Genomic DNA, 23,853 nt, shown 5'->3' with positions numbered 1-23,853 from the left:
AGGTCTTGACCTTAAACGGCGCAGCAATCAAGGCACTGACAAAGCTTACGCGACGAAAAGAGAGAGATATGAGCGAACGCGAATCGATGCCCTGCGACGTCGTCATCATCGGCGGCGGCCCGGCCGGCCTTTCGGCAGCCATAAGGTTGAAGCAAATCAACGAGGACCTCGAGGTCGTCGTGCTGGAAAAGGGCAGCGAAATCGGCGCGCATATCCTGTCGGGCGCAGTGGTCGACCCGAAGGCGATGAACGAGCTCTTCCCCGACTGGCGCAACATGGACTGCCCGCTCGCCGAAACGCCGGTAACCGAGAACCACCACTGGGTGCTGTCGGAAGGCGGCAAGTCGGACCTGCCCGAATTCCTCCTGCCGCCCTTCATGAGCAATGACGGCAATTACACCGCCTCGCTCGGAAACACCTGCCGTTGGCTGGCCGAACAGGCCGAGGGGCTGGGCGTGATGGTCTTCCCCGGCTTCCCTGCCGCTGAAGTCCTGTTTGACGAGAAGGGCGCTGTCTCCGGCGTGGTGACGCAGGACATGGGCATCGCCGAGGATGGCAGCCACAAGGGCGATTACCAGCCCGGCATGGAAATCCACGCGAAATACACGCTCTTTGCAGAAGGCGCGCGCGGCAATCTCACCAAGAAGATGAAGGCCAAATTCGACCTCGAGGCCGATTGCGAGCCGCAGGTTTATGGCCTCGGCATCAAGGAACTGTGGGACGTCGACCCCGAAGTTTACGAGCAGGGCAAGGTCATCCACACGCAGGGCTGGCCGCTGAGCGAGACCGGCACCTGGGGCGGCGGCTTCATCTACCACCAGGCAAACGGGCAGGTTGCATTGGGTTTCGTGACCGCGCTCGATTACAAGAACCCCTACGTCTCGCCTTACCAGGAATTCCAGCGCTGGAAGCACCACCCGGAAGTTGCTGCCATCCTCAAGGGCGGCAAGCGCGTGGCCTATGGCGCGCGCGTCATCAATGAAGGTGGCTGGCAGTCCGTACCCAAGCTCGCCTTCCCGGGCGGCGCACTCATCGGCTGTTCGGCAGGTTTCGTGAACGTGCCGCGCATCAAAGGCACGCACACTGCGATGAAGAGCGGGATGCTCGCCGCCGAAAGTATCGCTGCTGCCATCGCCGCGGGCCATGAGCACACCGAACTCATGGATTACGACGCCGCCGTGCGCGACAGCTGGATTGCGACCGAGCTCCAGAAGGTGAAGAACGCGCAGCCCGCCGTCGCCAAATATGGCGAGGACCTCGGCACCGTGCTCGCCGGTATCGACATGTGGATGCGCACGCTGAAAATCGGCCTGCCCATCACCATGAAGCACCACCGCGATCACGAGATGCTGCAGCGCGCCGATCTTTACGCGCCGATCAAATATCCCAAGCCCGACGGGACGCTGAGCTTCGACCGCCTGACCAACGTCAGCTTCAGCTACACCAACCATGCAGAGGACCAGCCGGTCCATCTCAAGGTCTGCGACCGCGAGTTGCAGCGGGAAAGCGAGCTGGAAGTCTACGGCGGCCCCTCGACCCGCTATTGCCCGGCCGGCGTCTACGAGTGGATCATCGAGGAGGGCGCGGAGCCCAAGTTCCAGATCAACTCGCAGAACTGCGTCCACTGCAAGACCTGCGACATCAAGGACCCGAACCAGAACATCGAATGGACCACGCCCGAAGGCGGCGGCGGCCCGAACTATCCGAATATGTAGAAACGATATCCTCCCCGATTCGGGGAGGGGGACCACGAAGTGGTGGAGGGGACTGGCCACTTGGCACGTCCCTTTCGGAGAATCCCCTCCGTCAGTCGCTACCGCGACTGCCACCTCCCCGATGCGGGGAGGATGACATGCTCGAAACCGCCTACGCCAAGATAAACCTCGCGCTGCATGTCCGCAGGCGGCGGGAGGATGGGTATCACGAGCTCGAGACCGTCTTCGCTTTCGTCGACAAGGGCGATGTTCTGCGCGCTTCCGCTGCGCCGCGTGACCGGCTGACGACGCTGGGCGAGTTCGGCGGGGCGCTGACCGACCCGTTCGGCAATATCGTGATGGAGGCGCTCGGCGCGCTGCCTCGGCCCGACGGACTGGAGGTCACGTTAGAAAAGAACCTGCCGGTTGCAGCAGGGCTGGGCGGCGGCTCGGCGGATGCCGGCGCGATATTCCGCATGGTCGAATTGGCGCACGGCCTGCCCGATGATTGGCACTCCCGCGCGGCAAAGCTGGGCGCCGATGTCCCGGCCTGTATCGAGAGCCGCACCTGCATTGGGCTGGGTACAGGGACAGAGCTCGAACCTGCCGATGACAGCCTTGCCGGAACGCCAGTCCTGCTCGTCAATCCGCGCCTGCCGGTTGCAACCGGTCCGGTTTATGCCGCATGGGATGGCGCAGACCGAGGTCCGCTCCCCGAAGGCGATGTGCGAGCCATGACCATGGAAGGGCGCAACGACCTGGAAGCTCCGGCCATCTCGCTTTGCCCTGAAATCGCCGATGTTCTCGCCGCAATGCGCGGAACTTCGCCGTTTCTCGCCCGTATGTCCGGTTCGGGTGCGACGTGTTTCGCGCTCTACGACAGCAATTCAGCGCGCGACGAAGCCGCCGCGCGCCTTGCCGCCGACCGACCGGGCTGGTGGCAGATGAGGGGTAATCTTCGATGATGATTGACAACCTGCCCTATCGACAGGTCGGCGCGGACGATGTGCGTCCCGGCGGGCTGCTGGTGGTGGCGGACCACGCCTCCAACCACGTGCCACGCGGTATCGAACTGGGCATCGACCCCAGGCTGCTGAACGAACACATCGCGCTCGACATCGGGGTGGAAGGCATTGCCGACCGTCTCGCGCGCCGTCACGGCATCCCTGCGCATATCGCCTGCGTCAGCCGCCTTGTGTGCGACTTCCACCGCAACGAGGACGACCGCTCGGTCGTCCCGACCGAAAGCGATGGCAAGCTCGTCCCCGGCAACATCGGTGCCGATGTCGAGGCACGGCTGAACCTGTTCCATCGCCCATATCACTACGAACTCGGCAAGCTGATCGAGCGCATCAAGCCGCGCATGCTGATTGCACTGCACAGCTTCACGCCCAGCCTCGATACGAGCGATGAGGAGCGACCCTGGGAAGTCTCGCTGCTTTACAACAAGGACGATACGGCCGCCCGCCACGCCATCCGCCTGTTCGGCGAGCAGGGACTCAATGTCGGCGACAACCAGCCCTATTCGGGCAAGGAACTGAACGCCACGATGGACCGCCATGCGGAGGCCAATGGCATCCCCTATTGCACGGTCGAAATCCGCCAGGACCAGATTGATACCAAGGCCGGGCAGGCGCGCTGGGCGGTCATGCTGGCCGATGTGCTGGGGCGCGTCGCGCTCGAAGTTTGAGCGGTCCCAAGCAAAAGCTGTTTCGCTCGGCTTCAGCCATACTCTAAACCTCAACCCCGTTCGGGCTGAGCCTGTCGAAGCCCTGTCCTTTCTTTTGGCCCCACGCTGAAAGTGAAGTGCAGCCCTTCGACAAGTTCAGGGCGAACGGATACTAAGGTTTTGACCAAGAGGAATCCGATGCCGCACTACCGTTCCCGCACCACCACCCATGGCCGCAACATGGCCGGCGCACGCGGTTTGTGGCGCGCAACGGGGATGAAGGACGAGGACTTCGGCAAGCCCATCATCGCCGTGGTCAACAGCTTCACCCAGTTCGTGCCGGGGCATGTTCACTTGAAAGACCTCGGCCAGCTGGTCGCGCGCGAGATCGAGGCTGCGGGCGGGGTGGCCAAGGAATTCAACACCATCGCGGTCGATGACGGCATCGCCATGGGCCACGACGGGATGCTCTATTCGCTCCCCAGCCGAGACCTCATCGCCGACAGTGTCGAATACATGGTCAACGCGCACTGCGCTGATGCGATGGTGTGCATCTCCAATTGCGACAAGATTACGCCCGGCATGCTGATGGCGGCGATGCGGCTGAATATCCCTGTGGTGTTCGTCTCTGGCGGCCCGATGGAAGCGGGCAAGGTCGTGGTGAAGGGCAAGGAAGTCGCGCTCGACCTCGTGGATGCGATGGTGGCTGCAGCAGACGAAAGCTACACCGATGAGGAAGTGACCGCCATCGAGCGCTCGGCTTGCCCCACCTGCGGCAGCTGCTCGGGCATGTTCACGGCCAATTCGATGAACTGCCTGACCGAGGCGCTGGGCCTGTCGCTCCCCGGCAATGGCTCGACACTTGCCACCCATGCAGACCGCAAGGGCCTGTTCGAGCGCGCCGGTCGCCTCTCGGTCACGCTCGCCAAACGCTACTACGAAGAGGACGACGAGAGCGTGCTGCCGCGTTCCATCGCCACCTTCGAGGCCTTCGAGAACGCGATGAGCCTCGACATTGCCATGGGCGGTTCGACCAACACCGTGCTCCACCTGCTCGCCGCCGCGCACGAGGCGCGCATCGACTTCACCATGGCCGACATCGACCGGCTTTCGCGCAAGGTGCCGTGCCTCTCCAAGGTCGCCCCCGCAAAGAGCGACGTCCACATGGAAGACGTTCACCGCGCCGGCGGTATCATGTCGATCCTCGGCGAACTGGAAAGGGCAGGCCTGCTCCACACTGCACTGCCGACGGTGCACAGCCCGACCATGGGCGACGCGCTCGACGACTGGGACATCGGCCGCACGCAGAACAACAAGGTGCGCGAATTTTACTCCGCTGCGCCTGGCGGGGTGCCGACGCAAACCGCCTTCAGCCAGTCGGCGCGGTGGGAAAGCCTCGACCTCGACCGGGAGGGCGGGGTGATTAGGAGCGCCGAGCATGCCTTCAGCAAGGACGGCGGTCTGGCGGTGCTCTACGGCAATATCGCGCGCGACGGCTGTATCGTAAAGACTGCGGGCGTGGACGAGAGCATCCTCACCTTCTCCGGCCCGGCCAAGGTCTACGAAAGCCAGGATGATGCTGTGACGGCTATCCTCACGGGGCAGGTGGTGGAGGGCGATGTGGTTGTCATTCGTTATGAAGGACCGCGCGGAGGGCCGGGGATGCAGGAAATGCTCTATCCCACCAGCTACCTCAAATCGAAGGGCTTGGGCGCGGCCTGCGCGCTGCTGACCGACGGGCGCTTTTCCGGCGGCACATCGGGCCTGTCCATCGGCCATGTCTCGCCCGAAGCGGCCGAAGGCGGGGAAATCGGTCTGGTGGAGGACGGCGACCTCATCGAAATCTCGATTCCCGAGCGCACCATCAATCTCGCCGTCAGCGACGAGGTGTTGGCCGAGCGCCGCGCGGCGAGGGAGGAGAAGGGCTGGGAACCCGCAAACCCGCGCCCGCGCAAGATAAGCCCGGCGCTGGAGGCCTACGCCGCCATGACCACCTCCGCCGCGCGCGGGGCAATCCGCGATGTTTCGCAGCTGAAGCGCCGCTAGCCCTTGCCCGATGGCCATTTGCGTGGCAGCCGCCCGCGCATGCCTAGCCACGCTGTCCTTACCGTCGACCAGAAGCGCGCTGCCGAAAAGGCGGCGATGGATGGCGGCATTTCCGAATGGGAACTCATGCAGCGAGCAGGCGAGGGCGCTGCCGACTGGGTTGCCCGGATGGCGGGCGGGCGCTCGGTCTGCGTCCTCTGCGGTCCCGGCAACAATGGCGGCGACGGCTATGTGATTGCCGAGAGCTTGCGAAAGCGCGGATTGGCCGTTTCGGTAGTTGCGCCAAAAGAACCGGGTAGCGAGACATCCCGCAACGCGCGGGAGTACTACGAGGGTGAAGTTTCAGACGGCGCGCTGCCCGAGGCCTGCGTCTACGTCGACTGCCTTTTCGGTTATGGCCTTTCGCGCAAGGTCGAGGGAGACTTCGCCTGCCTCCTCGCAGGCCTGCGTGACGCATCGGGTTTCAAGATCGCGATCGATGTCCCCAGCAGCATCGTCAGCGACACCGGCGAATTGCTCGGTCCCGAAGTAGGTTATGACCTCACGCTCGCCCTCGGCGCGTGGAAGCGTGCGCATGTCATGATGCCCGCGATAGCGCGGATGGGCGTGAAGCGACTGGTCGATATCGGCATCGAGCTTCCCGACCATGCGCCTCGAATGAGCCTGCCACCCAGGCTCATGCCGCCCGCGGCGGACGCGCACAAATACAGGCGCGGACTGCTGGCAATTGTTGCAGGCGAGATGCTCGGAGCGCCCTTGCTTTCGGCCGAGGCCGCGATGCGCAGCGGAGCGGGTTATGTGAAGCTTCTGAGCGAGCATTCGCATCCGGACGCTCCGGCGGAGCTGGTCATAGACGGCGCTCCCCTCCCTGCTGCCTTGGAGGACACGCGCATCGGTGCAGTGCTGGTGGGGCCGGGGCTGGGGCGCCGCGAAGAGTCGCGCGAAAAACTCGCCGCAGCACTTTCCGCCCGTAAGCCCGCAGTGCTCGATGCCGATGCCTTGCACCTCCTCGACCCGTCTCTGCTCGAGAACGCGGATAGGAGCATGATCGCCGTCACGTCGCACGAGGGCGAACTGGCCGCTCTTTGCGAGACATTCGAGGTGAGGGGGGCAGACAAGATTGCCCGCGCCCAAGAATTGCACGCCGCCACGGGAATGACCGTCCTGGCAAAGGGTCCGGACAGCGTTTTGGCCGGCGCTGAAGGCCTTCGCTTTTTCACGCGCGGTTCCAGCTGGCTCTCGGCTGCGGGCACCGGAGATGTGCTTGCGGGTATCGCCGCATCGCGTCTTGCGGTGCATGGCGAGCCGCAGCGCGCTCTGGAAGAAGCCGTCTGGCTCCATCACGAGGCCGCGCGGCTTGCCGGCCCTGCCTTTACCGCCGGACAGCTGGCCCATGCGGTAAAGCCTGCCATGGAGACTTACTTGTGACTGCCGAGACCATTATCCGCATCGCCGCCAAGGGTGACGGCGTCACCGAAAGCGGACGGCATGTGACAGGCGCGGTGACGGGCGACACTGTGGGCGAGGATGGCACGATCGCTCCCGGCCCACACCATATCGAACCGCCCTGCCGCCATTTCGGCACCTGCGGTGGCTGCCAGTTGCAGCAGGCGGACGAGGATGCCCTGCGCCAGTTTGTCACCGAGCGTGTGGCCTTCGCAGCCGAAAGCCAGGGGATCGAAGTCGGCGAATTGCTTTCGACGCATCTCTCGCCGCCGCGCACCAGGAGGCGCGCAACTCTCCACGGATTGAAAGCGGGCAAGGGCGCGGTGCTGGGTTTCCGCGAAGGCCGGAGCAACCGCATCGTCGACATGCACGAATGCCATATCCTCGCGCCGGAACTGTTCTCCCTCGTCAAACCGCTCCGCAAACTGATTGCAGCGTATGCGGGCAAGGGGCCGGTGGATGTGTCACTCACGCTTGCCGACCAGGGCGTGGATTGTTCGCTCAAGGGTTTCGTTGCGGAAGGATTGGCCGCAACCGAGGCCCTGCTGGATTTCGCACGGGACCACGCGCTGGCGCGCCTGTCCACCGATCAGGGCTACGGCGCGGAGACGGTATGGGAGCCGGAGCCCGCCACCACTACCCTTGGGAATATCCCCGTCGGATTGCCGCAGAATTCCTTCCTCCAGCCCACCAGCGACGGCGAGGCTGTGCTGGTCGGAGACGCCCGAGATTTCCTCGAAGGCGCGACAACCATCGCCGACCTGTTCGCCGGCCTGGGAACCTTCGCCTTTTCGCTGGCAGATTCGGCCAAGGCACTGGCGGTCGAAGCGGCAAGGGAAGCGCACCTCGCTTGCAAGAGCGCCGCGAACAGCCGCGGCCTGCCGGTCCACGCGCTGCACCGCGACCTATTCCGCAATCCGCTGACGGCCGAGGAAACCGGCAAGTTCGGCGCAATTGTCCTTGACCCGCCGCGGGCCGGTGCGCGCGAGCAGGTGGCACAAATCGCGCAAGGCACGGCGAGCCGCGTCGCTTACATCAGCTGCAACCCCTCGAGCTGGGCGCGTGATGCGAAAGTGCTGGTGGATGCAGGGTTCAAGCTGGAAAAACTGCGCCCGGTGGGCCAGTTTCGCTGGTCTACCCATGTCGAGCTGACCAGCTATTTCACGCGGTAAAGCTCAGGCCTCGATGCACTTGGCTTCGGTGAAAGCGAGCAGTCCTCCGTAGGTTTCCAGCATTTCGCCATCGACGTCCTCATCCTCGATAACGATGCCGAGGCGGTCTTCCATCTCGGTGAAAAGCGTCGCGACGGCCATGGAATCGAGCTCGGGCAGGTGACCGAAAAGCCCGGTATCGGCATCGAATTCACCCACGCGCTCTTCATCGAGCGACAGGACGTCGACGAGGATGGCGCGCAGCTGCTCGTCGATTGCGCTGCGGCTCGGGCCGGTTGGTTCGGCAGTGGCGGTCTGGCCGGTCATGCTTTTGCGTTCAAATCCCTGTCTCTTGCGAGGCGCTTGCCCTTAGCCGTGTGGGGGATGGCGCGCAAGGCGAGGGTTAACGTCCACAAGCGAAGCACTTGCGCAGTGGCTGCGATAAAGGAATAGCCGTTTCGCAATGACATTCGCCAAGCAAACCGCGCTCGACGACAATCCCTTGCCGCTCGACCATCTGGCCGAGCGAGGCGAACGCGATGCGCCCGCGGTCGTACTGAGGGACCGCGTGCTGACGCATGGCGAGCTGTCGGAGAGGGTCTCACTGCTCGCCGGATGGCTGGAGGGCCAGCTCGAAACCGGAGCGAGGGTCGCCAGTTGGGCAGCCAAGGGCGAGTTAACCTGCCTCCTGCCACTGGCGGCGGCGAGGGCGGGGATGGTGCATGTCCCCATCAATCCGCTGCTCAAGCGCGCGCAGGCGGCGCATATCCTGTCGGACAGCGACGCAACTTTACTCATCGCGACAGCATCGCGACTCAAATCACTGGAAGATATCGATATTCCCGCTGGATGCGCGGCATTGGACGAAGCTGCTGCGTGGCAGGAGGCAGAGCGCGCTGGCGTCATGCTTGCGCCATCGGAGCGTGACCCTGAAGAACTCGCGGCCATCCTTTATACCAGCGGTTCGACCGGCAAGCCGAAGGGCGTGATGTTGAGCCATGCCAACATGTGGCTGGGAGCCGTGTCGGTCGCGCATTATCTCGGCATCGCTGCGGATGACGTGACGCTCGCGGTTCTTCCGTTGAGTTTCGATTACGGGCAGAATCAGTTGCTCTCGACCTGGTATGCTGGCGGCTCCGTCGTCCCGCTGGACTATTTATTCCCGCGCGATGTCGCGAAGGCCTGCGCAAAACACGGTGTGACGACGCTTGCGGCGGTCCCGCCGCTATGGGTGCAACTGACCGAGATCGAATGGCCTGAAGAGGCGGTGACGTCGCTGCGACGTGTGACCAACAGTGGCGGAGCGCTGACCGTAGAAATTATCTCCGATTTACGCGCTATCTTTCCGGAAACGCATATTTTTCCCATGTACGGCCTCACCGAAGCTTTCCGCTCCACTTTTCTCGACCCTGCGCTGGTTGCAGACCATCCGACTTCCATGGGGAAAGCCATTCCTTTCGTCGAAATCCTCGTGGTGGACGAGAATGGCGAGCCGTGTGGTGCCGGTGAGGAAGGCGAACTGGTCCACTGCGGGCCGCTGGTGGCGCAGGGCTATTGGCAGGACGCTAGACGCACTGCCGAACGCTTCCGGCCTGCACCCGCAGCGTCGAAATATGGCGGCACGGCGGTCTGGTCGGGCGACCGTGTAAAACGCGATGCGGACGGTTTGCTCTATTTCGTCGGAAGGCGCGATGCGATGATCAAGAGTTCGGGCAACCGCATCAGCCCGCAGGAAATCGAGAGCGCAGCGCTGGCGACGGGGCTTGTGGCGGAAGCGGTCGCCTTGGGTGTGGCCGACGAGAAGCTCGGTCATGCCATCCATCTCGTCGTCCGCGGCGAGGAGAGCGAGGAACTGAAGAAGTCGCTCGCCCGCGAACTGCCCAATTTCATGCAGCCCCATGTCATACACTGGAAGGACGCAATGCCGCTCAACCCGAACGGGAAAATCGACCGCACGGCGCTGGCGAAGGAGATTGGGGCATGAAGCCGCTTGGCCCCATTCCCGCCGGTTTCGAAGCGCTGGATGGCGAACTTGCCATCTCGGGCCGGAAAGCGAGTTCGCTGGTCGAGGAAGCAGGCCGCACACCGCTGTTCGTCTATTCGAAGCAAATGATTGCAGAGCGCGTGGCCTCCCTGCGCGCCGCCATGCCCGCGCGGCTGAAAATCAACTATGCCATCAAGGCGAACAGCTTTGCGCCCTTGCTTGAGCATGTCGCCGGCCTCGTCGACGGGCTGGACATCGCGTCGGGTGGCGAACTCGAAATGGTGCAGGCTGCCAGCGTCGGCGGTGACCGGGTAAGCTTCGCCGGGCCGGGCAAGCGCGACGAGGAACTCGAAGCGGCCATTGCTGCTGGCGTGACGCTCAATCTCGAAAGCGAAAACGAAGCGCAGCGGGCGCTGGCGATTGCGGAACGGCTCGGCAAGGCGCCGAGGCTCGCCATACGCGTGAATCCCGATTTTGAACTCAAGGGCTCAGGCATGAAGATGGGCGGCGGGGCCAAGCCGTTCGGGGTGGATGCAGAGCGCGTGCCTGCGCTGATGCGCGAGATTGTCGATGCGGGCTGCGAATGGCGCGGCCTGCACATCTTCACCGGCAGTCAGGCGCTCGATGCCGATGCGCTCATCGAAACGCAGGCCAACACGCTCGACCTTGCGCATCGCATGGTGAGCGAGGCGGGCATGAGCCTACCCAAGCTCAACATGGGCGGCGGCTTCGGCATTCCCTATTTCAGCGGCGATACGCCGCTCGACATCGAGAAGATGGGAGCGGCACTGGGCGACAAGCTCGAGACGCTTCCTGACACTCTGGCAGATGCCGAACTCTTCATCGAACTCGGCCGCTACATCGTCGGCGAGGCGGGCGTCTACCTCACCCGCATCATCGACCGGAAGGAAAGCCACGGCGAGACTTATCTCGTTACCGATGGCGGACTCCACCACCAACTCGCCGCCTCGGGCAATTTCGGCACGGTCGTGCGCCGCAATTACCCGCTCGCCATCGCGTCGCATTTCGGTGCCGAGCCTGCCGAAGTCGCCAGTGTCGTCGGATGCCTCTGCACGCCGCTCGACCGGCTTGCCGACAAGGCCAACCTCCCGCGCGCAGAAGTGGGCGATATCGTCGCGGTTTTCTGCGCCGGGGCCTACGGCGCCAGCGCCTCGCCCAGCGCATTCCTCGGGCAGGGACCGGCGGAAGAAATGCTGGTTTGAGGCACCTATCAACCATTTAACCATATTTAGCAGGTAAAGGTCGCGCGCACATAAGGCAGATTTGAAGGCATTCGATGTACGAGGACTTTTACGGATTTAGCGAGCGGCCCTTCCAGCTCACGCCCGACCCCTCGTTCTATTTCGAGAGCGTCACGCACAAGAAGGCGCTGAGCTACCTTGGATATGGCCTAAACCAGGGCGAGGGCTTCATTGTCATCACCGGCGAGGTGGGTGCGGGCAAGTCGACGCTGGTGGGGCACCTGCGCAACCGGCTCGACTGGAACAGCGTGACGGTGGGCGAAGTTGTCACCAGCGCGCTCGGCAGCGACGAGATGATTGGCATGGCCGCGCACAGCTTCGGGCTGGAGGTCGATGCTGGCGACAAGGCAGGCGCACTTTCGGCCATCGAACTGTTCCTGCAGGACGAAGCGCGGGCTGGGCGCAAGGTGCTGCTCATCATCGACGAGGCGCAGAACCTCACCGTGGGCGCGCTCGAAGAACTGCGCATGTTATCGAATTTCCACTTGGGTGCGAAGCCGCTGCTGCAGATGCTGCTGCTCGGCCAGCCTGAGTTCCGGCAATTACTTTCCGAATGGGACCAGCTCGAACAGTTGCGACAGCGTGTGATTGCTTCGCATCACCTCGAGGCGATGCAGCCGAACGAGATCGAGCCCTATGTCATGCACCGGCTCGAGCATGTGGGGTACAAGCTGTGCCCGGGTTTCGAGGGCGACGTCTGGAGCCTCATTCACCGCGAGAGCCGCGGCATTCCCCGCCTCGTCAACCGCATCATGTCGCGCGTGCTCATGAAGGGCGCGATGGAAGAGCGCGAGATTATCGGCGAGGACCTGGTGCGCGCGGTTATCGACGAGATGAACGGGCGGGCCGTCGAAACCGCGCCCGCAGCGCCGGTGAAGAAGCATGCGCCGCAACCGCTCCCGGTCACGCCTCCTGTCGAGGAGCCGGTGGCATCGGAGCCTGCGGACGAAGCGGCACTGCTGGATGCGCAAATCGAGGCTATCGAAAAGGCCTTCGCCCAACGTGACAAGGCGATTTCTTCGCTGCGTAAGGAGATGGCGAACCTGGCGCAAAGTGCTTCTTCCGAGCCTTCAGGCGATGTCGAGGAGCGTCTCGCGGCCATCGAAATGCGGCTCGAAGAGCAGGAGCGCTCGCTCCGCCACGTGCTGACGATGATGATCGACTATTTCGAAAGCAGCGCCACCCGCAACGCAGCGTGACCGGTCAGGCGAGGCCGTGGCCGCGCGCCATGTAGTCGGCGCTCTGCATTTCCTTGAGGCGGCTGACCGTGCGCTCGAACTCGAAGGCACCGTCGCCCGCAGTGTAGAGGCTTTCCGGCTCGGCAGCGGCAGTGGCGAACAGCTTCACGCTGTTTTCGTAAAGCGCGTCGATGAGCTTGGTGAAGCGGATCGCCTCGTTACGGTTTTCAGGCGAAAGGCGCGGGATGCCGACCACGATGACCGAGTGATAGGCATGCGCGATGGCAAGATAATCTGCTGCGCCGCGATTTTCTCCGCATAGCCGCTTGAAGCTGAACACGCCGACGCCCTTGAGGCTTTTGGGGACATGCAAGGTGCGTCCGCCACCAAGGTCCAGTTCGCCGCTTGGGACGTGTTCGGCATCTTCGGGCGTGTAGTCCGTCAGGCGGAAGAAGGCCTCGCGCACCTGCGCGGTAGCTTCGTCACCCAGCGGCGTATGCCAGGTGTCTATATCGCCGAGGCGGTCGAGCCGGTAGTCGGTCGGACCATTGAGCGGCAGAACGTCGAGTTCGGCCTGCACGAGGTCGATGAAGGGCAGGAAGAGCGAGCGGTTCAGCCCGTCCTTGTAGAGGTCCACCGGAGGGCGGTTGCTGGTGGTGACGGCCACCACATTCTCTTCGCATATCAGCGCGGTGAACAGGCGCGCCATGATGGCGGCATCGGCGGTATTGTTGACGACCATTTCGTCGAAAGCGAGGCAGCGGATGTCCTTGGCGAGCCGGGCGGCGACGGGCGCAATCGGGTCGCCGGCTTCTTTCTTGCGCTCGTCGCGGATGAGGCGGTCGACCTCGAGCATGAATTCGTGGAAGTGAACGCGGCGCTTTTCCGCAATGCCCAGCGTTTCAACGAAGAGGTCCATCAGCATGGACTTCCCGCGCCCGACGCCGCCCCACATATAAACACCCTGCGGACGGGTTTTCTTGGGCCTAAAAAGCTGGCTCAGCAGGCCGCCTGAACTTTCGCTTTCGAGGTCTTTCTGCAACCGGTCGAGCCGTTCGGCCGCGCGGCGCTGGTCGGCATCGCTCCTGAGCTCGCCTGCCGCGACGAGCTTCTCGTACCGCGCGAGCATGCCGGTCATTTGCGGCGCATTTTCTTCACGATGCCGGAGAAGGAGGCGACCACGTGATCTCCCTGCTCGACCGTCCCGCGCACGAAGACGAGGCCGCCGGTTTCTTTGACGATTTCGGTCACTGCATCGAGCGGACGGTCGGGCTGGCCTCCACCGGTAAACTGCGTCGAAAGTTCGAGCGTCACCGACGGCCCGGCATTGCCGCTGCCGAGCGTATGCATCGTCGTGAACAGCGAGATGTCGATGAGCGACAGCGTCACTGCGCCGTGGATGATGCCCTGCAGGTTTTCGTGGCGGCGCTCGGGAAACATGCGCAGGCGGGCGTGCTGCCCGTCAGGGTCCACGCGGGTGATGAGCTTGCCCATCACCGCGCCGTTGAACAGCGTCTCGTCCTTCAGGTTCCAGTGCCGCCAGCCCGGGTTCTCCGGGTCGGGGCCATGCTCGAAAACGTCGTCGGAGAGAGCCATCAAATGCCGTCCATCCGTTCGTGTCGAGCGAAGTCGAGACACATATTCGCAGGTATCTCGACTACGCGCTGCGCGCTCCGCTCGATACGAACGGACATGGCGTAGGATTCAGGAGCTAGCACCCCAATCAGATCGCGCGTTCGGCCATCATCTTCTTGGTTTCGGCGATGGCCTTGGCGGGGCTGAGACCCTTGGGGCAGACATTCGCGCAGTTCATGATCGTGTGGCAGCGATAGAGGCGGAAGGGGTCTTCCAGCTGGTCGAGCCGCTCGCCAGTCATTTCGTCGCGGCTGTCGGCGAGCCAGCGATAGGCCTGAAGCAGGATCGCGGGGCCGAGGAACTTGTCGCTGTTCCACCAATAGCTCGGGCACGAGGTCGAGCAGCAGGCGCACAGGATGCACTCGTAGAGGCCGTCCAGCTTCTCGCGCTGTTCGGGCGACTGGAGACGTTCCTTGCCGCTCGGCGTAGTGGAGACGGTCTGCAGCCAGGGGCGGATGCTGGCGTATTGCGCGTAGAAGTGGGTGAAGTCGGGGACGAGGTCCTTGATGACTTCCATGTGCGGCAGCGGGGTTATGCGGACCTCGCCCTTCAGGTCGTCGATGGCGGTGGTGCAGGCGAGGCCGTTCTTTCCGTTCATGTTCATCGAGCAGGAACCGCAGATACCTTCGCGGCACGAACGACGGAAGGTCAGCGTCGGGTCGATCTCGTTCTTGATCTTGAACAGGGCGTCGAGAACCATCGGGCCGCAGGCATCGAGATCGATCTCGAACGTGTCGTAACGCGGGTTTTCGCCGGTGTCGGGGTCGTAGCGGTAAATCTTGAACTTCTTCACGCGGGTGCCGCCGTCGGCCTTGTGGGCGCGGGTCTTGCCGGTGATTTTCGAGTTCTTGGGGAGCGTGAAAGTCGCCATGTGAGCTATCAATCCTGACTGCGTTTGCGCCCTCTCTAGCCGTTGCAACGCATGGTGCAAGGGGGTGGGACACGCGAATTATGCACCGCTTGATGCATGAAGCCGAAGCTGCCACGGGGGCAGGGCGATGAAGGTAGCGATTTACGACCTCGACAAGACGCTGGTGCGCAGGGCGACATTCACGCCGTTCTTGGCCTTTGCGGCGCGCGAGGTGGCGCCGTGGCGGCTCGTTCTGCTGCCGGTCTGGGTGCTGATGATGCTAGGCTATCGGGCGGGGCTGTATGACCGCACCAGCCTCAAGACGGCCGGGATGAAACTCATGCTTGGACACCATTCGGTCGCCCGGCTCGAAGAGGTCGGCGAGGAATTTGCCGAGCGGCATATCGCCGCAGCGGGCTGGATCGAGCCCGTCATTGCCATGGTGGAGGCCGACCGCAGCGAGGGCGCGCGCCTCATCGTCGCAACCGCAGCTTTCGAATTCTACGCCAAGGCCTTTGCCCGGCGGCTGTCGATCGGGGAGGTCATCGCCACTCGGTGGGATGGGGAAGGAATTCCCGGCGGCAATTGCTATGGCGAAACCAAGCGCGCGAGGGTCGCGGAATGGCTCGGTTCCGATCCGCAGGAGCACGACTTGCGCTTCGTGAGCGACAGCTTTGCCGATGCGCCGCTTCTGGAGCAGGCGCGCGATCCCGTCTTCGTCACCGCCAGCGCGGCCAAGCGCGCCCGGGCCGAGGCAGCGGGCTGGCGGGTCATCGCGCCCTAAGCGAGGATTTCGGCAATCGCCTGCGCCCCGCGTTCAGATGCGGAACGGGCAGGGTCGTGGTCAATCGTGTAGCGGAACAGCTCTTGCTGCCTGGCGCGATAATCGCTGCCGAGCTTCTCCCAGTCATCGAGAGCACTCACGACTTCGCCAACGCTTCGAACGACCGGGCCGTTAGCCCAGAACGGATAGGCGTCCTTCCCGTCGCCTGCCGCATCGATGAAGATGCAGGTCTTGGGATTGCGGAGGAATTCGTAGACCTGGCTCGATACGTCGCCGATGTAGATGTCCGAACCGGTGGTGTAGGTCATGTCGAACAGGGCGGGTGATGCGGTATCGATCAGGACATTGCTCTGCTCTGCGATATCCGCGGGAATATCAGGCCGTCGCCGCGCGATGTGATACTCGGGAGAGATGTGCAGCTTTTTGCGCCAGAGCATCACATGCGGGGCGAAGACGACGTTGAAACGGTCGCCCATTCGCGCGAGCGCCTCCAGCAGTTGCGGCCCCATATCGTACCAGGACGACAGGCGTGGGTCGAAATGCGGATTGTAGAGGATGGTCGGCTTGTCGTTCGGAAAGAGGTTCGCGCCCGCATCCTCCGCCACGGTATCGAACTTGGCGTATCCGATGACGCGGCACTGGTCTTCGCGCACGATGCCGTGCGCCACCATTTCGTCGACCAACTTCTGTCCGCTGAGCAGGTGATAGTCGAACCGTGAAAGATCGGGGTGATAGGCCACGTTGCGATCGCCAGAACCATGCGGGACATAGACGAAGAGGGGCGCCCTTTCTCCGAGCCGGTCCTTGACCCTCAGGCAAGTGCGCTCGGTCGAAACCAGCATGTCGACGCTGGCGAAGAGCGCCTCGTTCGTGCGCAGCCTTGCGAGCCGCTTGGCAGGCAGGATCGCATTCGGGATCGCCAGCAAGGCCTCGTAAGCGGCGGGCAGCGACAGGTCGGCGAATGTGATGGCGTCAGCGGCTTCGCGAGAGACGAGCTTCCTGATCTGCGCCTCGATCGCGGGATTTCCGGTTGCAGCAATGGCTTCGATCGCCGGATGGTTCAGCGCCAGCTGCGCCATGATACCGGCGATGTGCGCGGCCTGGTGCGCGGCGTCGTGATTGAACAGGAAGAGGACGCGCTTGCGCTGGGTCATGCTGCTTTCCATTCTCTCACGAATTCTTCGATGGCATCGGCAGACATACGCACCGACCGCTCGGAAGTATCACCTAGGGCGCTGGCAGCAAACGCGGCCTGACGTGTCGCAAACCTTTCATGCAAGCGGGGTGCACGTTCGATAGCTGGTATCAGTTCGGCAGGATCGTCGATTACTTCACCCATGTGCCACATCGCATAATGCGGATCCTCCTGCCAATCGAGACCGTGCGCATTCAGGAAGACGCAGGGCCGGGGCCGGGCGAGGAACTCCACGACCTGGCTGCTGACATCGCCGACGTAGATATCCGCCGCTTCGGTATAGGTGTTGTCGAGTAGGCTTGGCGAGGCAGGGTCGACCAGGATGTTCTCATCGGAAAGGGCGCGCAGCTTCTCCCGGACCTTCTCCGACCGCCTGCGAAACATTTTCACATGCGGCGCGACGATGAGGTTGCGGCTGCGGTCGTGGCGGAAGCCATCGAGAAGGGGCTGGAAGAAAGCATCCCAACTCCGCTGCTTCGGTTCCTTGTGAGGATTGTAAAGCACAACCGGATTGGCATTCGCGAACAGCGGGTCGCGCGATGTGGCCAGTAGTCCGGTCGTTACGAGCTTGGGATAGCCACCTGCGACAACTTGCTCGCGGTTCAAGCTCGTATTCTCGACATAGGTTTCCGCATCACGCGGACCTTTGGCCACCACGAGGTCGCATTTGGCCATTTGCGGCAAGGAAGGAAAATAGCGCGTCCCGGCGCCATGGGTTATCACGATGCGGGCAGGCCTGCTCGCTGCAGGGTGACCCGCGAATAAACGGGCGATGCCGTCCTCGGTCGAAATCACGGCATCATACCGGGCGAGCCGCTTTTCATTGGCCGCCAGCACTTGCGGTTTAGCCAATCCAAGCAGCTTCACCGACTTGATCGCCTTTCCGACCAATCCCGCGGACAATTCCTCCGAAGAGAGCGCTTCCATTCCATGGGCCAGCCTCAGGCGTTCCAGATGCTCGGGGAAAGCCGGGTCGACATGGAAGATGTCGACCTCCACGCCCTCACGCTGCATCAGGTCGAACATGACCGCTGCAGCGTGGTAGAACTGGTAAGCCTCGGCAATATAGACAAATGCTAGCCGCACGGATGCCCCTTGCTGATCACGCGCGGGGCAATAGCCTTTCCCCCGTAAATCGCAATGGCAGCGCAACGTCCATCTTGTAGCGCGGCGCGTAATCGTTCAGGGCGCGGCCATGGCCGAAGGCTCCGCTACAGAAACAGCGCGTGACGGCGGACGTCGCATCCTCAAGAATGTGGGGTGGCTGCTTGGCGGCAAGGGCTTCGGCGCGGTCTGCTCGCTGGTATACCTTGCCATTCTTGCCCGCTCTCTCGGGGTTAGGGACTTCGGACACTTCTCGCTCATCTTCGGGACCGGCCTGGCGATAGTCGAGCTGGCAAGCTTCCAGACGTGGCAGATGGTCGTGCGCTACGGCACGCCCTATGTCGCACGCGGGGACTGGGACGCGTTCGGCAGGCTCGCCATGGGTGGCGGTCTCATCGACCTGGCCGGTGCCTTGCTCGGCTGCGGGGTGGCTTGGGTCGCGATCATCTATTTCGGTTCCGCTCTGGAGCTCAATCCGGCCTACACCAGCATGGCATTCGCCTTCGTCTGCGCACTGGTCCTGGCGCGTGTGTCCGCCCCGCAAGGCGTGATGAGGACGCTGGACCGCTACGATATCGCTGTCACTGCCGGCGCCATCACGCCGATCACCCGACTGATCGCGGCGATATTCATCTGGTGGAGCGGGGCAACCGTCGGCAAGTTCCTCTTCGCATGGGCGGCAATCGAGCTGTTTTCGGCAGTGCTCTACTGGATACTAGCACGCAGGCTCGCGCCGCAGTCGGTCAAGCTCTCGAACCTGTTCCACCTTGGCCGGATGCGCGAGGAAAACCCCGGCGTATTCCGTTTCCTCGGCGTCACCTATGCCAGCACGTCGCTGTGGGGAGCGATGCAGCAGGGACCATTGCTCGCGGTAGGCTACTTCCTGGGGACCAGCGCTGCCGGGGTCTACCGCATCGCCGACCAGCTCGCGAAGGGGCTCGGCAAGCTGGCCACCTTGTCGGCGCAGGCGCTCTATCCGGAGGTGAACCGGCAAAAGCATGCCTCGCCGCGTGACCAGTTCCGCAAGCTGGTGAAGCGTATCAACATTACGGTGCTGATAGCCGGCACCTTGCTGGTGGCGCTCACCGTCGCCATCGGCGGACACATCCTCGAACTGATCGGGGGCGAGGATTTTGCGCGGGGCGGGCCGGTGCTCATACCGCTTGTTCTGGCTGCTTCGCTGGAACTTGCCAGCGTATCCTACGAACCGGTGCTTCACGCGCATGGCAAAGCCCACTACCAGCTCTTCGCGCGACTCTTCACGCTGGCGGCGATGGCCCTGCTCATCCTGTGGCTGGTAAGCGGGGGGCCTGTCTGGGTAGGCTGGGCAGTCGCCCTCGGCATGATCGCCGGATATGTCGTGAACAGCCTGATGGTCTGGTGGGTCATTCGCAACGAACCTGCGCGGGTGGAGCAGCCGTGATTAGCGCGCTGGTGCTGGCGGGGACGAGGCCCGGGGGTGATCCCTTCGCGAGGGAATTGGGAGTGGCGCACAAGGCGCTCATCGAGCTTGCCGGCAAGAGCTTGCTCCAGCGCGTTGTCGAGGCGCTCTACGCTGCCGGGATCGAACGGGTGCTCGTCAGCACAGGCGAGGGGCCGGTCGCCGTGCTGGCGCGCGAATTGGGCGCTGAAACCATCGCTCCACGTGCCGGGCCGAGCGGCAGTGTCGCCGCCGCGTTCGAGCATTTGGGCGCGCCGATGGTCGTCACGACGAGCGACCATGCCTTGCTCAGGCCCGAGTGGATCTGCGAACTGATAGACAAGACCCCGGAGAACGCGGATCTGTCGGTCATGCTGGCCGAACGCGGTGTGGTCGAAAAGGCGATGCCGGAAACTCGCAGGACATACCTGCGCTTTGCCGACGGGCACTGGTCGGGGTGCAACCTCTTCTATCTCCAGACGCCCACGGCCCGTTCCGCAATCGATACCTGGTCCATGGTGGAGGCTGACCGCAAGCGCCCATGGCGGATCGCAGCGCGACTCGGACCGGGCACGCTCTTCTCCATGCTCTTGGGCCGGTTGACGATGGCGCAGGGACTATCACGACTGGGCAAGCGCATCGGAATCGATGCCGCGCTGGTCCCGGCCAGCGACGGCCTTGCAGCAGTCGATGTCGACAAGGCCGCCGACCTGGAGGCGGTGCGCGCCCTTGTCGGTGCCGCGCAAGAAAAAGCTTCCTCCCCCAAGCTTTGACGCTAAGCTGCCTTGCCGGGTCGCGCCGGAGAACGCCATGGGGATCAAACGGTTCTACGACGCGCACATCATGCCGCGGATGATTACGCTGGCGTGCGGTCAGAAGGGTATCGAGGAACGCCGCCGTGAAGTGGTGCCTTTGGCAGAAGGGCGTGTCTTCGAACTGGGATGTGGCGGAGGTCTCAACCTCGCACTTTACGATCAGGACAAAGTGACCAGTTTCGCGGGGATAGACCCGCATTCCAAGCTGCTCGAGGGCGCGCGTGCGAAAGCGAAGAGCCGTGGCTGGGATGCCGACATCCGCCAGGGGGTGGGGGAAGACATTCCGTTTCCGGACAGCAGTTTCGATACTGCGGTTTGCACTTACACCCTCTGTTCGGTCGAGGATTCTGCCCAGGTTCTGAGCGAATTGCGCCGGATATTGAAGCCGCGCGGGAAACTGATCTTCCTGGAACACGGCAAGGCACCTGACGCCAATATCGCCCGCTGGCAGGAGCGGATCGAGCCAGTCTGGAAACCACTTGCCGGAGGCTGCCACCTGACGCGGCCGATCGGTTCGGCTTTGCGGGGAGCAGGGTTCGAGGTGGCTCCCATGGGGCAGGCCTATCTCGACAAGGCGCCGAAGGTCATGGGCTGGATGGAATGGGGCGTGGCGCGCAGGGCAGGCGCCTGAACTAGCCGCTCCCCGCCTGCCCGAAGGCAGGGCGGGGAGGGCTTATCACCTTATTCGCCGAAAGTACGCTGCCACCAGCCGCGCTTGGGCTTGGCGCCCTCTAAAGTGCTGGTGTTCTCTTCCGCATCGGCATCCCTGCTGGCAGATTTTGCTTCTGCTGCGGCGGTCTGGGGCGCGTCTTCGGGACCTGCCACGACCGCAGCATCCTGCTTGACCTGTTCGGCCAATTCTTCTGCCGGCTTTTCGACCTTCTTCTTGCGCGTGCGCTTGGGTTTTTCCGGAGCGGCTTCTGCTTCACCTTCGGCAGGAGCGGCCTCGGTGTCGGCCTTCTTCTTGCGCGTCCGCTTGGGCTTGGGTTTTTCTTCCGTAGCCTCCTCGGCGGTTTCGGCATCAGCCTTCTTGCGGCGGGTGCGCTTGGGCTTTTCCTCGGCAGGCTTTTCTTCAGCCGCCGCCTCGTCAGCCTTCTTCTTGCGCGTGCGCTTGGGCTTCGGCTTTTCTTCGGCCGCAGCTTCTGCGGTCTCAGGGGTACCTTCCGGACCGGCAACCACGGCCATGTCGTCGGCGACCTGTTCGGAGACCTTCTCTAGGTTCTCCGCGTCTTCTGCCGTCACTTCCTCGGCATTGCCCTTGCCGCGTCCGCGACCGCCACGACGGCGCCCACCGCGACGGCGGCGCTTCTTGGGCTTTTCGTCACCATCGTCTTCGTCGGTTTCGGCGTCATCGCTGTCGCCGTCATCGTTCGAATCGTCCTGGTCGTTGTCCTGGCCCTTGTTCTTGTTGCGGCCACGGCCACCACGGCGACGGCGACGCTTCTTGCGCGGACGATCGTCGTCCTCGTCATCGCCTTCATCGGCCTCGATGTCGTCGTCCTCATCCTCGTCCTCGATGGCGAGGGTTTCGAACTTCGGAGTGTCCTTGGGCTTGGGACCGTGGCTCGAGACGGTCATCTTAGCGCCTTCGTCTTCGCCTTCGGGCACGACTTCGACGGTTACACCGTACAGCTCCTCGATTTCGACGAGTTCGCCGCGCTTTTCGTTGAGCAGGTAGACCGCAGCCTCGGTGCTGGCCGCAAGGCGGATCTTGGTACCCTTACCCTTGGCCGCTTCCTCTTCGATGAGGCGCAACGCCGAGAGGCCGGCCGAGCTGGCGGTACGAACGAGGCCCGTGCCGTCGCAATGCGGGCATTCGCGCGTGGTCGCTTCGAGCACACCGGTACGCAGGCGCTGGCGGCTCATTTCCATCAGGCCGAAGCTGGAGATGCGGCCTACCTGGATACGCGCGCGGTCGTTCTTGAGCGCATCTTTCATCGCGCGCTCGACCTTGCGGGTGTTCGAGTGGTGCTCCTGGTCGATGAAGTCGATGACCACGAGGCCGGCCATGTCGCGCAGGCGCAGCTGGCGGGCGATTTCCTTCGCCGCTTCGAGGTTGGTGTGGAGCGCGGTCTGCTCGATGTTGTGCTCCTTGGTGGAGCGACCCGAGTTGATGTCGATCGAAACCAGCGCCTCGGTCGGGTTGATGACGAGGTAGCCGCCCGATTTGAGCTGGACCACGGGGTCGTACATCGCCTTCAGCTGGTCTTCCGCGCCATAGCGCTGAAAGAGCGGCACGGGGTCGGCATATTGCTTCACCCGGCGCGCATGGCTTGGCATGAGCATCTTCATGAAGGCCTTGGCCGACTTGTAGCCTTCCTCGCCCTCGACAACGACTTCCTCGATCTCGCGGTTGTAGATATCGCGGATGGCGCGCTTGATGAGGTCGCTGTCCGAATGGATCAGCGCGGGCGCGGCAGAAGAGAGCGTGCGTTCGCGGATTTCGTCCCACAGGCGTGCGAGATAGTCGAAGTCGCGCTTGATTTCGGTCTTGGTGCGGCTGAGGCCGGCAGTGCGGACAATCAGCCCCATGCTCTTGGGCAGGTTGAGGTCGCTCACGACCTGCTTCAGGCGCTTGCGGTCGCTGGCCGAATTGATCTTCCGGCTGATGCCGCCGCCGTGGCTGCTGTTGGGCATGAGCACCGTGTAGCGGCCGGCGAGGCTGAGATAGGTGGTGAGCGCCGCACCCTTGTTGCCGCGCTCTTCCTTGACGACCTGCACCAGCAGAACCTGGCGGCGCTGGATGACGTCCTGGATCTTGTACTTGCGACGGAGCGCCATGCGCTTGGCGCGAGCTTCATCGACTTCCTTGGCGCGGCTACGGCCACCCTTGCCCTGGCGACGTCCGCCACGACCACGCCGACCACGGCCCCTGGGCTTGTCGTCGCTTTCGTCTTCGTCCTCGCTGTCGTCCTCGTCTTCATCGTCGTCGCCATCGAGATGGCCTTCCTCGATGGTGGCGACATCGTCCTTGTCGGACGTGTCGACTTCCTCGAGGCCATCTTCGGCGAGGTCTTCGGCGAGCGCTTCGGCGCTTTCGTCCTCGGCGTCGTACTCGTCGCCGGGCATTTCGCCGCGCTCTTCCTCTTCGGCGCGCAGGCGCTGCTCTTCCTCGGCCACTTCGGCTTCGGCAGCGAGCAGGGCTTCGCGGTCTTCCTTGGGAATCTGGTAATAATCGGGGTGGATTTCGCTGAAGGCAAGGAAGCCGTGACGGTTGCCGCCGAAATCGACGAAGGCTGCCTGAAGCGAAGGTTCTACCCGCGTTACCTTGGCGAGGTAGATATTGCCTTTGATCTGCCTCTTGTCGGCAGATTCGAAATCGAATTCCTCAATCCGGTTTCCCTTGAGGACTGCCACCCGGGTCTCTTCCTGGTGGCGCGCGTCGATGAGCATGCGCGTGGGCATTGATTATTCTCCATGCGCGAGTGCGCGGTGCAAGCCCGTCGCTCCATTCGCGCGTCAGTGTGGGTAATCCGCTTGCCATCAACTGGCTTGCGGCATTCGTGAACCGGCGCGCTTTCTCTGCAAAGGGCCGGGGATTCGTGTCTGCTCGGTCGCCCTGACCCATCAATGGGGTCGTCCGTCCTGCCGTCGCTGCTGCGAGGCGGAAATGCGCCTGC

General features: G+C 63.3%; 20 protein-coding genes. 13 read left to right on the top strand and 7 right to left on the bottom strand.

The features are described 5' to 3' along the window. Positions 1-35 precede the first annotated feature (35 nt). The 6 genes from K3152_RS04460 (at position 36) to K3152_RS04435 (ending at position 8,027) form a co-directional block, all read left to right on the top strand. Complete coding sequence (locus tag K3152_RS04460) at positions 36-1,715, top strand: electron transfer flavoprotein-ubiquinone oxidoreductase (RefSeq protein ID WP_345719765.1); 1,680 nt, start codon at positions 36-38, stop codon at positions 1,713-1,715. Between the two features lie 137 nt (positions 1,716-1,852). Continuing rightward, a complete protein-coding gene (locus K3152_RS04455) occupies positions 1,853-2,659 on the top strand; it encodes a 4-(cytidine 5'-diphospho)-2-C-methyl-D-erythritol kinase (RefSeq protein WP_221572792.1) in 807 nt (268 codons plus the stop codon). Beyond that, the gene (locus K3152_RS04450) at positions 2,659-3,384 is read left to right on the top strand and encodes an N-formylglutamate amidohydrolase (RefSeq protein ID WP_221573088.1); all 726 of its coding nucleotides are present in this window, start codon (positions 2,659-2,661) and stop codon (positions 3,382-3,384) included. Before K3152_RS04455 ends, K3152_RS04450 begins: the two co-directional genes overlap by 1 nt. 177 nt (positions 3,385-3,561) lie before the next feature. Further along, the gene (ilvD, locus tag K3152_RS04445) at positions 3,562-5,409 is read left to right on the top strand and encodes a dihydroxy-acid dehydratase (protein WP_221572791.1); all 1,848 of its coding nucleotides are present in this window, start codon (positions 3,562-3,564) and stop codon (positions 5,407-5,409) included. Positions 5,410-5,448: 39 nt separating this feature from the next. After that, complete coding sequence (locus K3152_RS04440; protein ID WP_221572790.1) at positions 5,449-6,837, top strand: NAD(P)H-hydrate epimerase; 1,389 nt, start codon at positions 5,449-5,451, stop codon at positions 6,835-6,837. After that, positions 6,834-8,027 carry a class I SAM-dependent RNA methyltransferase gene (locus K3152_RS04435; RefSeq protein ID WP_221572789.1) on the top strand — a complete coding sequence of 398 codons (1,194 nt, stop codon included), beginning with the start codon at positions 6,834-6,836 and terminating at the stop codon, positions 8,025-8,027. The genes K3152_RS04440 and K3152_RS04435 overlap by 4 nt, the downstream gene beginning before the upstream one ends. A 3-nt stretch (positions 8,028-8,030) precedes the next feature. Here K3152_RS04435 and K3152_RS04430 read toward each other — a convergent pair whose 3' ends face one another. Then, a complete protein-coding gene (locus K3152_RS04430; protein ID WP_221572788.1) occupies positions 8,031-8,333 on the bottom strand; it encodes an acyl carrier protein in 303 nt (100 codons plus the stop codon). A 136-nt stretch (positions 8,334-8,469) separates the two neighbouring features. Between K3152_RS04430 and K3152_RS04425 the strand changes: the two genes are divergently transcribed. The 3 genes from K3152_RS04425 (at position 8,470) to K3152_RS04415 (ending at position 12,451) form a co-directional block, all read left to right on the top strand. Beyond that, entirely contained in the window at positions 8,470-9,990 is a 1,521-nt protein-coding gene (locus K3152_RS04425; RefSeq protein ID WP_221572787.1) for an acyl-CoA ligase (AMP-forming), exosortase A system-associated, read from the top strand. Continuing rightward, positions 9,987-11,213 carry a pyridoxal-dependent decarboxylase, exosortase A system-associated gene (locus K3152_RS04420; RefSeq protein WP_221572786.1) on the top strand — a complete coding sequence of 409 codons (1,227 nt, stop codon included), beginning with the start codon at positions 9,987-9,989 and terminating at the stop codon, positions 11,211-11,213. The genes K3152_RS04425 and K3152_RS04420 overlap by 4 nt, the downstream gene beginning before the upstream one ends. 74 nt (positions 11,214-11,287) lie before the next feature. Continuing rightward, positions 11,288-12,451, top strand: a complete 1,164-nt coding sequence (locus tag K3152_RS04415; protein ID WP_221572785.1) for an ExeA family protein — start codon at positions 11,288-11,290, stop codon at positions 12,449-12,451. Positions 12,452-12,455: 4 nt separating this feature from the next. On the opposite strand, the gene zapE is transcribed toward K3152_RS04415, so the two are convergent. The 3 genes from zapE to K3152_RS04400 form a co-directional block, all read right to left on the bottom strand. Further along, positions 12,456-13,568 carry a cell division protein ZapE gene (zapE, locus tag K3152_RS04410; protein ID WP_221572784.1) on the bottom strand — a complete coding sequence of 371 codons (1,113 nt, stop codon included), beginning with the start codon at positions 13,566-13,568 and terminating at the stop codon, positions 12,456-12,458. After that, entirely contained in the window at positions 13,565-14,026 is a 462-nt protein-coding gene (locus tag K3152_RS04405; RefSeq protein WP_221572783.1) for a PaaI family thioesterase, read from the bottom strand. The genes zapE and K3152_RS04405 overlap by 4 nt, the downstream gene beginning before the upstream one ends. A 127-nt stretch (positions 14,027-14,153) precedes the next feature. After that, entirely contained in the window at positions 14,154-14,936 is a 783-nt protein-coding gene (locus tag K3152_RS04400) for a succinate dehydrogenase iron-sulfur subunit (RefSeq protein ID WP_221572782.1), read from the bottom strand. A 127-nt stretch (positions 14,937-15,063) separates the two neighbouring features. Here K3152_RS04400 and K3152_RS04395 point away from each other — a divergent pair, with 127 nt between their 5' ends. After that, on the top strand, positions 15,064-15,699 hold the full coding sequence (locus K3152_RS04395; protein WP_221572781.1) for an HAD-IB family phosphatase: 636 nt from the start codon (positions 15,064-15,066) through the stop codon (positions 15,697-15,699). On the opposite strand, the gene K3152_RS04390 is transcribed toward K3152_RS04395, so the two are convergent. After that, positions 15,696-16,853 (bottom strand): hypothetical protein, encoded by a 1,158-nt coding sequence (locus K3152_RS04390; protein WP_221572780.1) that lies wholly within the window; start codon positions 16,851-16,853, stop codon positions 15,696-15,698. The genes K3152_RS04395 and K3152_RS04390 overlap by 4 nt on opposite strands. Then, a complete protein-coding gene (locus K3152_RS04385; protein WP_221572779.1) occupies positions 16,850-17,980 on the bottom strand; it encodes a hypothetical protein in 1,131 nt (376 codons plus the stop codon). Before K3152_RS04385 ends, K3152_RS04390 begins: the two co-directional genes overlap by 4 nt. Positions 17,981-18,089: 109 nt before the next feature. On the opposite strand from K3152_RS04385, the gene K3152_RS04380 reads away from it, so the two are divergent. The 3 genes from K3152_RS04380 to K3152_RS04370 are packed head-to-tail and all read left to right on the top strand — an operon-like array spanning position 18,090 to position 20,864. Further along, the gene (locus K3152_RS04380) at positions 18,090-19,421 is read left to right on the top strand and encodes a lipopolysaccharide biosynthesis protein (protein WP_221572778.1); all 1,332 of its coding nucleotides are present in this window, start codon (positions 18,090-18,092) and stop codon (positions 19,419-19,421) included. Next, positions 19,418-20,191 (top strand): nucleotidyltransferase family protein, encoded by a 774-nt coding sequence (locus K3152_RS04375; protein WP_345719758.1) that lies wholly within the window; start codon positions 19,418-19,420, stop codon positions 20,189-20,191. The genes K3152_RS04380 and K3152_RS04375 overlap by 4 nt, the downstream gene beginning before the upstream one ends. Before the next feature lie 37 nt (positions 20,192-20,228). Next, on the top strand, positions 20,229-20,864 hold the full coding sequence (locus tag K3152_RS04370) for a class I SAM-dependent methyltransferase (protein ID WP_221572777.1): 636 nt from the start codon (positions 20,229-20,231) through the stop codon (positions 20,862-20,864). Positions 20,865-20,914: 50 nt separating this feature from the next. Here K3152_RS04370 and K3152_RS04365 read toward each other — a convergent pair whose 3' ends face one another. Next, complete coding sequence (locus tag K3152_RS04365; RefSeq protein ID WP_221572776.1) at positions 20,915-23,638, bottom strand: Rne/Rng family ribonuclease; 2,724 nt, start codon at positions 23,636-23,638, stop codon at positions 20,915-20,917. Positions 23,639-23,853: the final 215 nt, after the last annotated feature.

Source organism: Qipengyuania polymorpha, assembly GCF_019711435.1.
Taxonomy (GTDB): Bacteria; Pseudomonadota; Alphaproteobacteria; order Sphingomonadales; family Sphingomonadaceae; genus Qipengyuania; species Qipengyuania polymorpha.
Note: the sequence above shows the minus strand (reverse complement) of the source record. Positions and strands in the feature narration are given on the sequence as shown.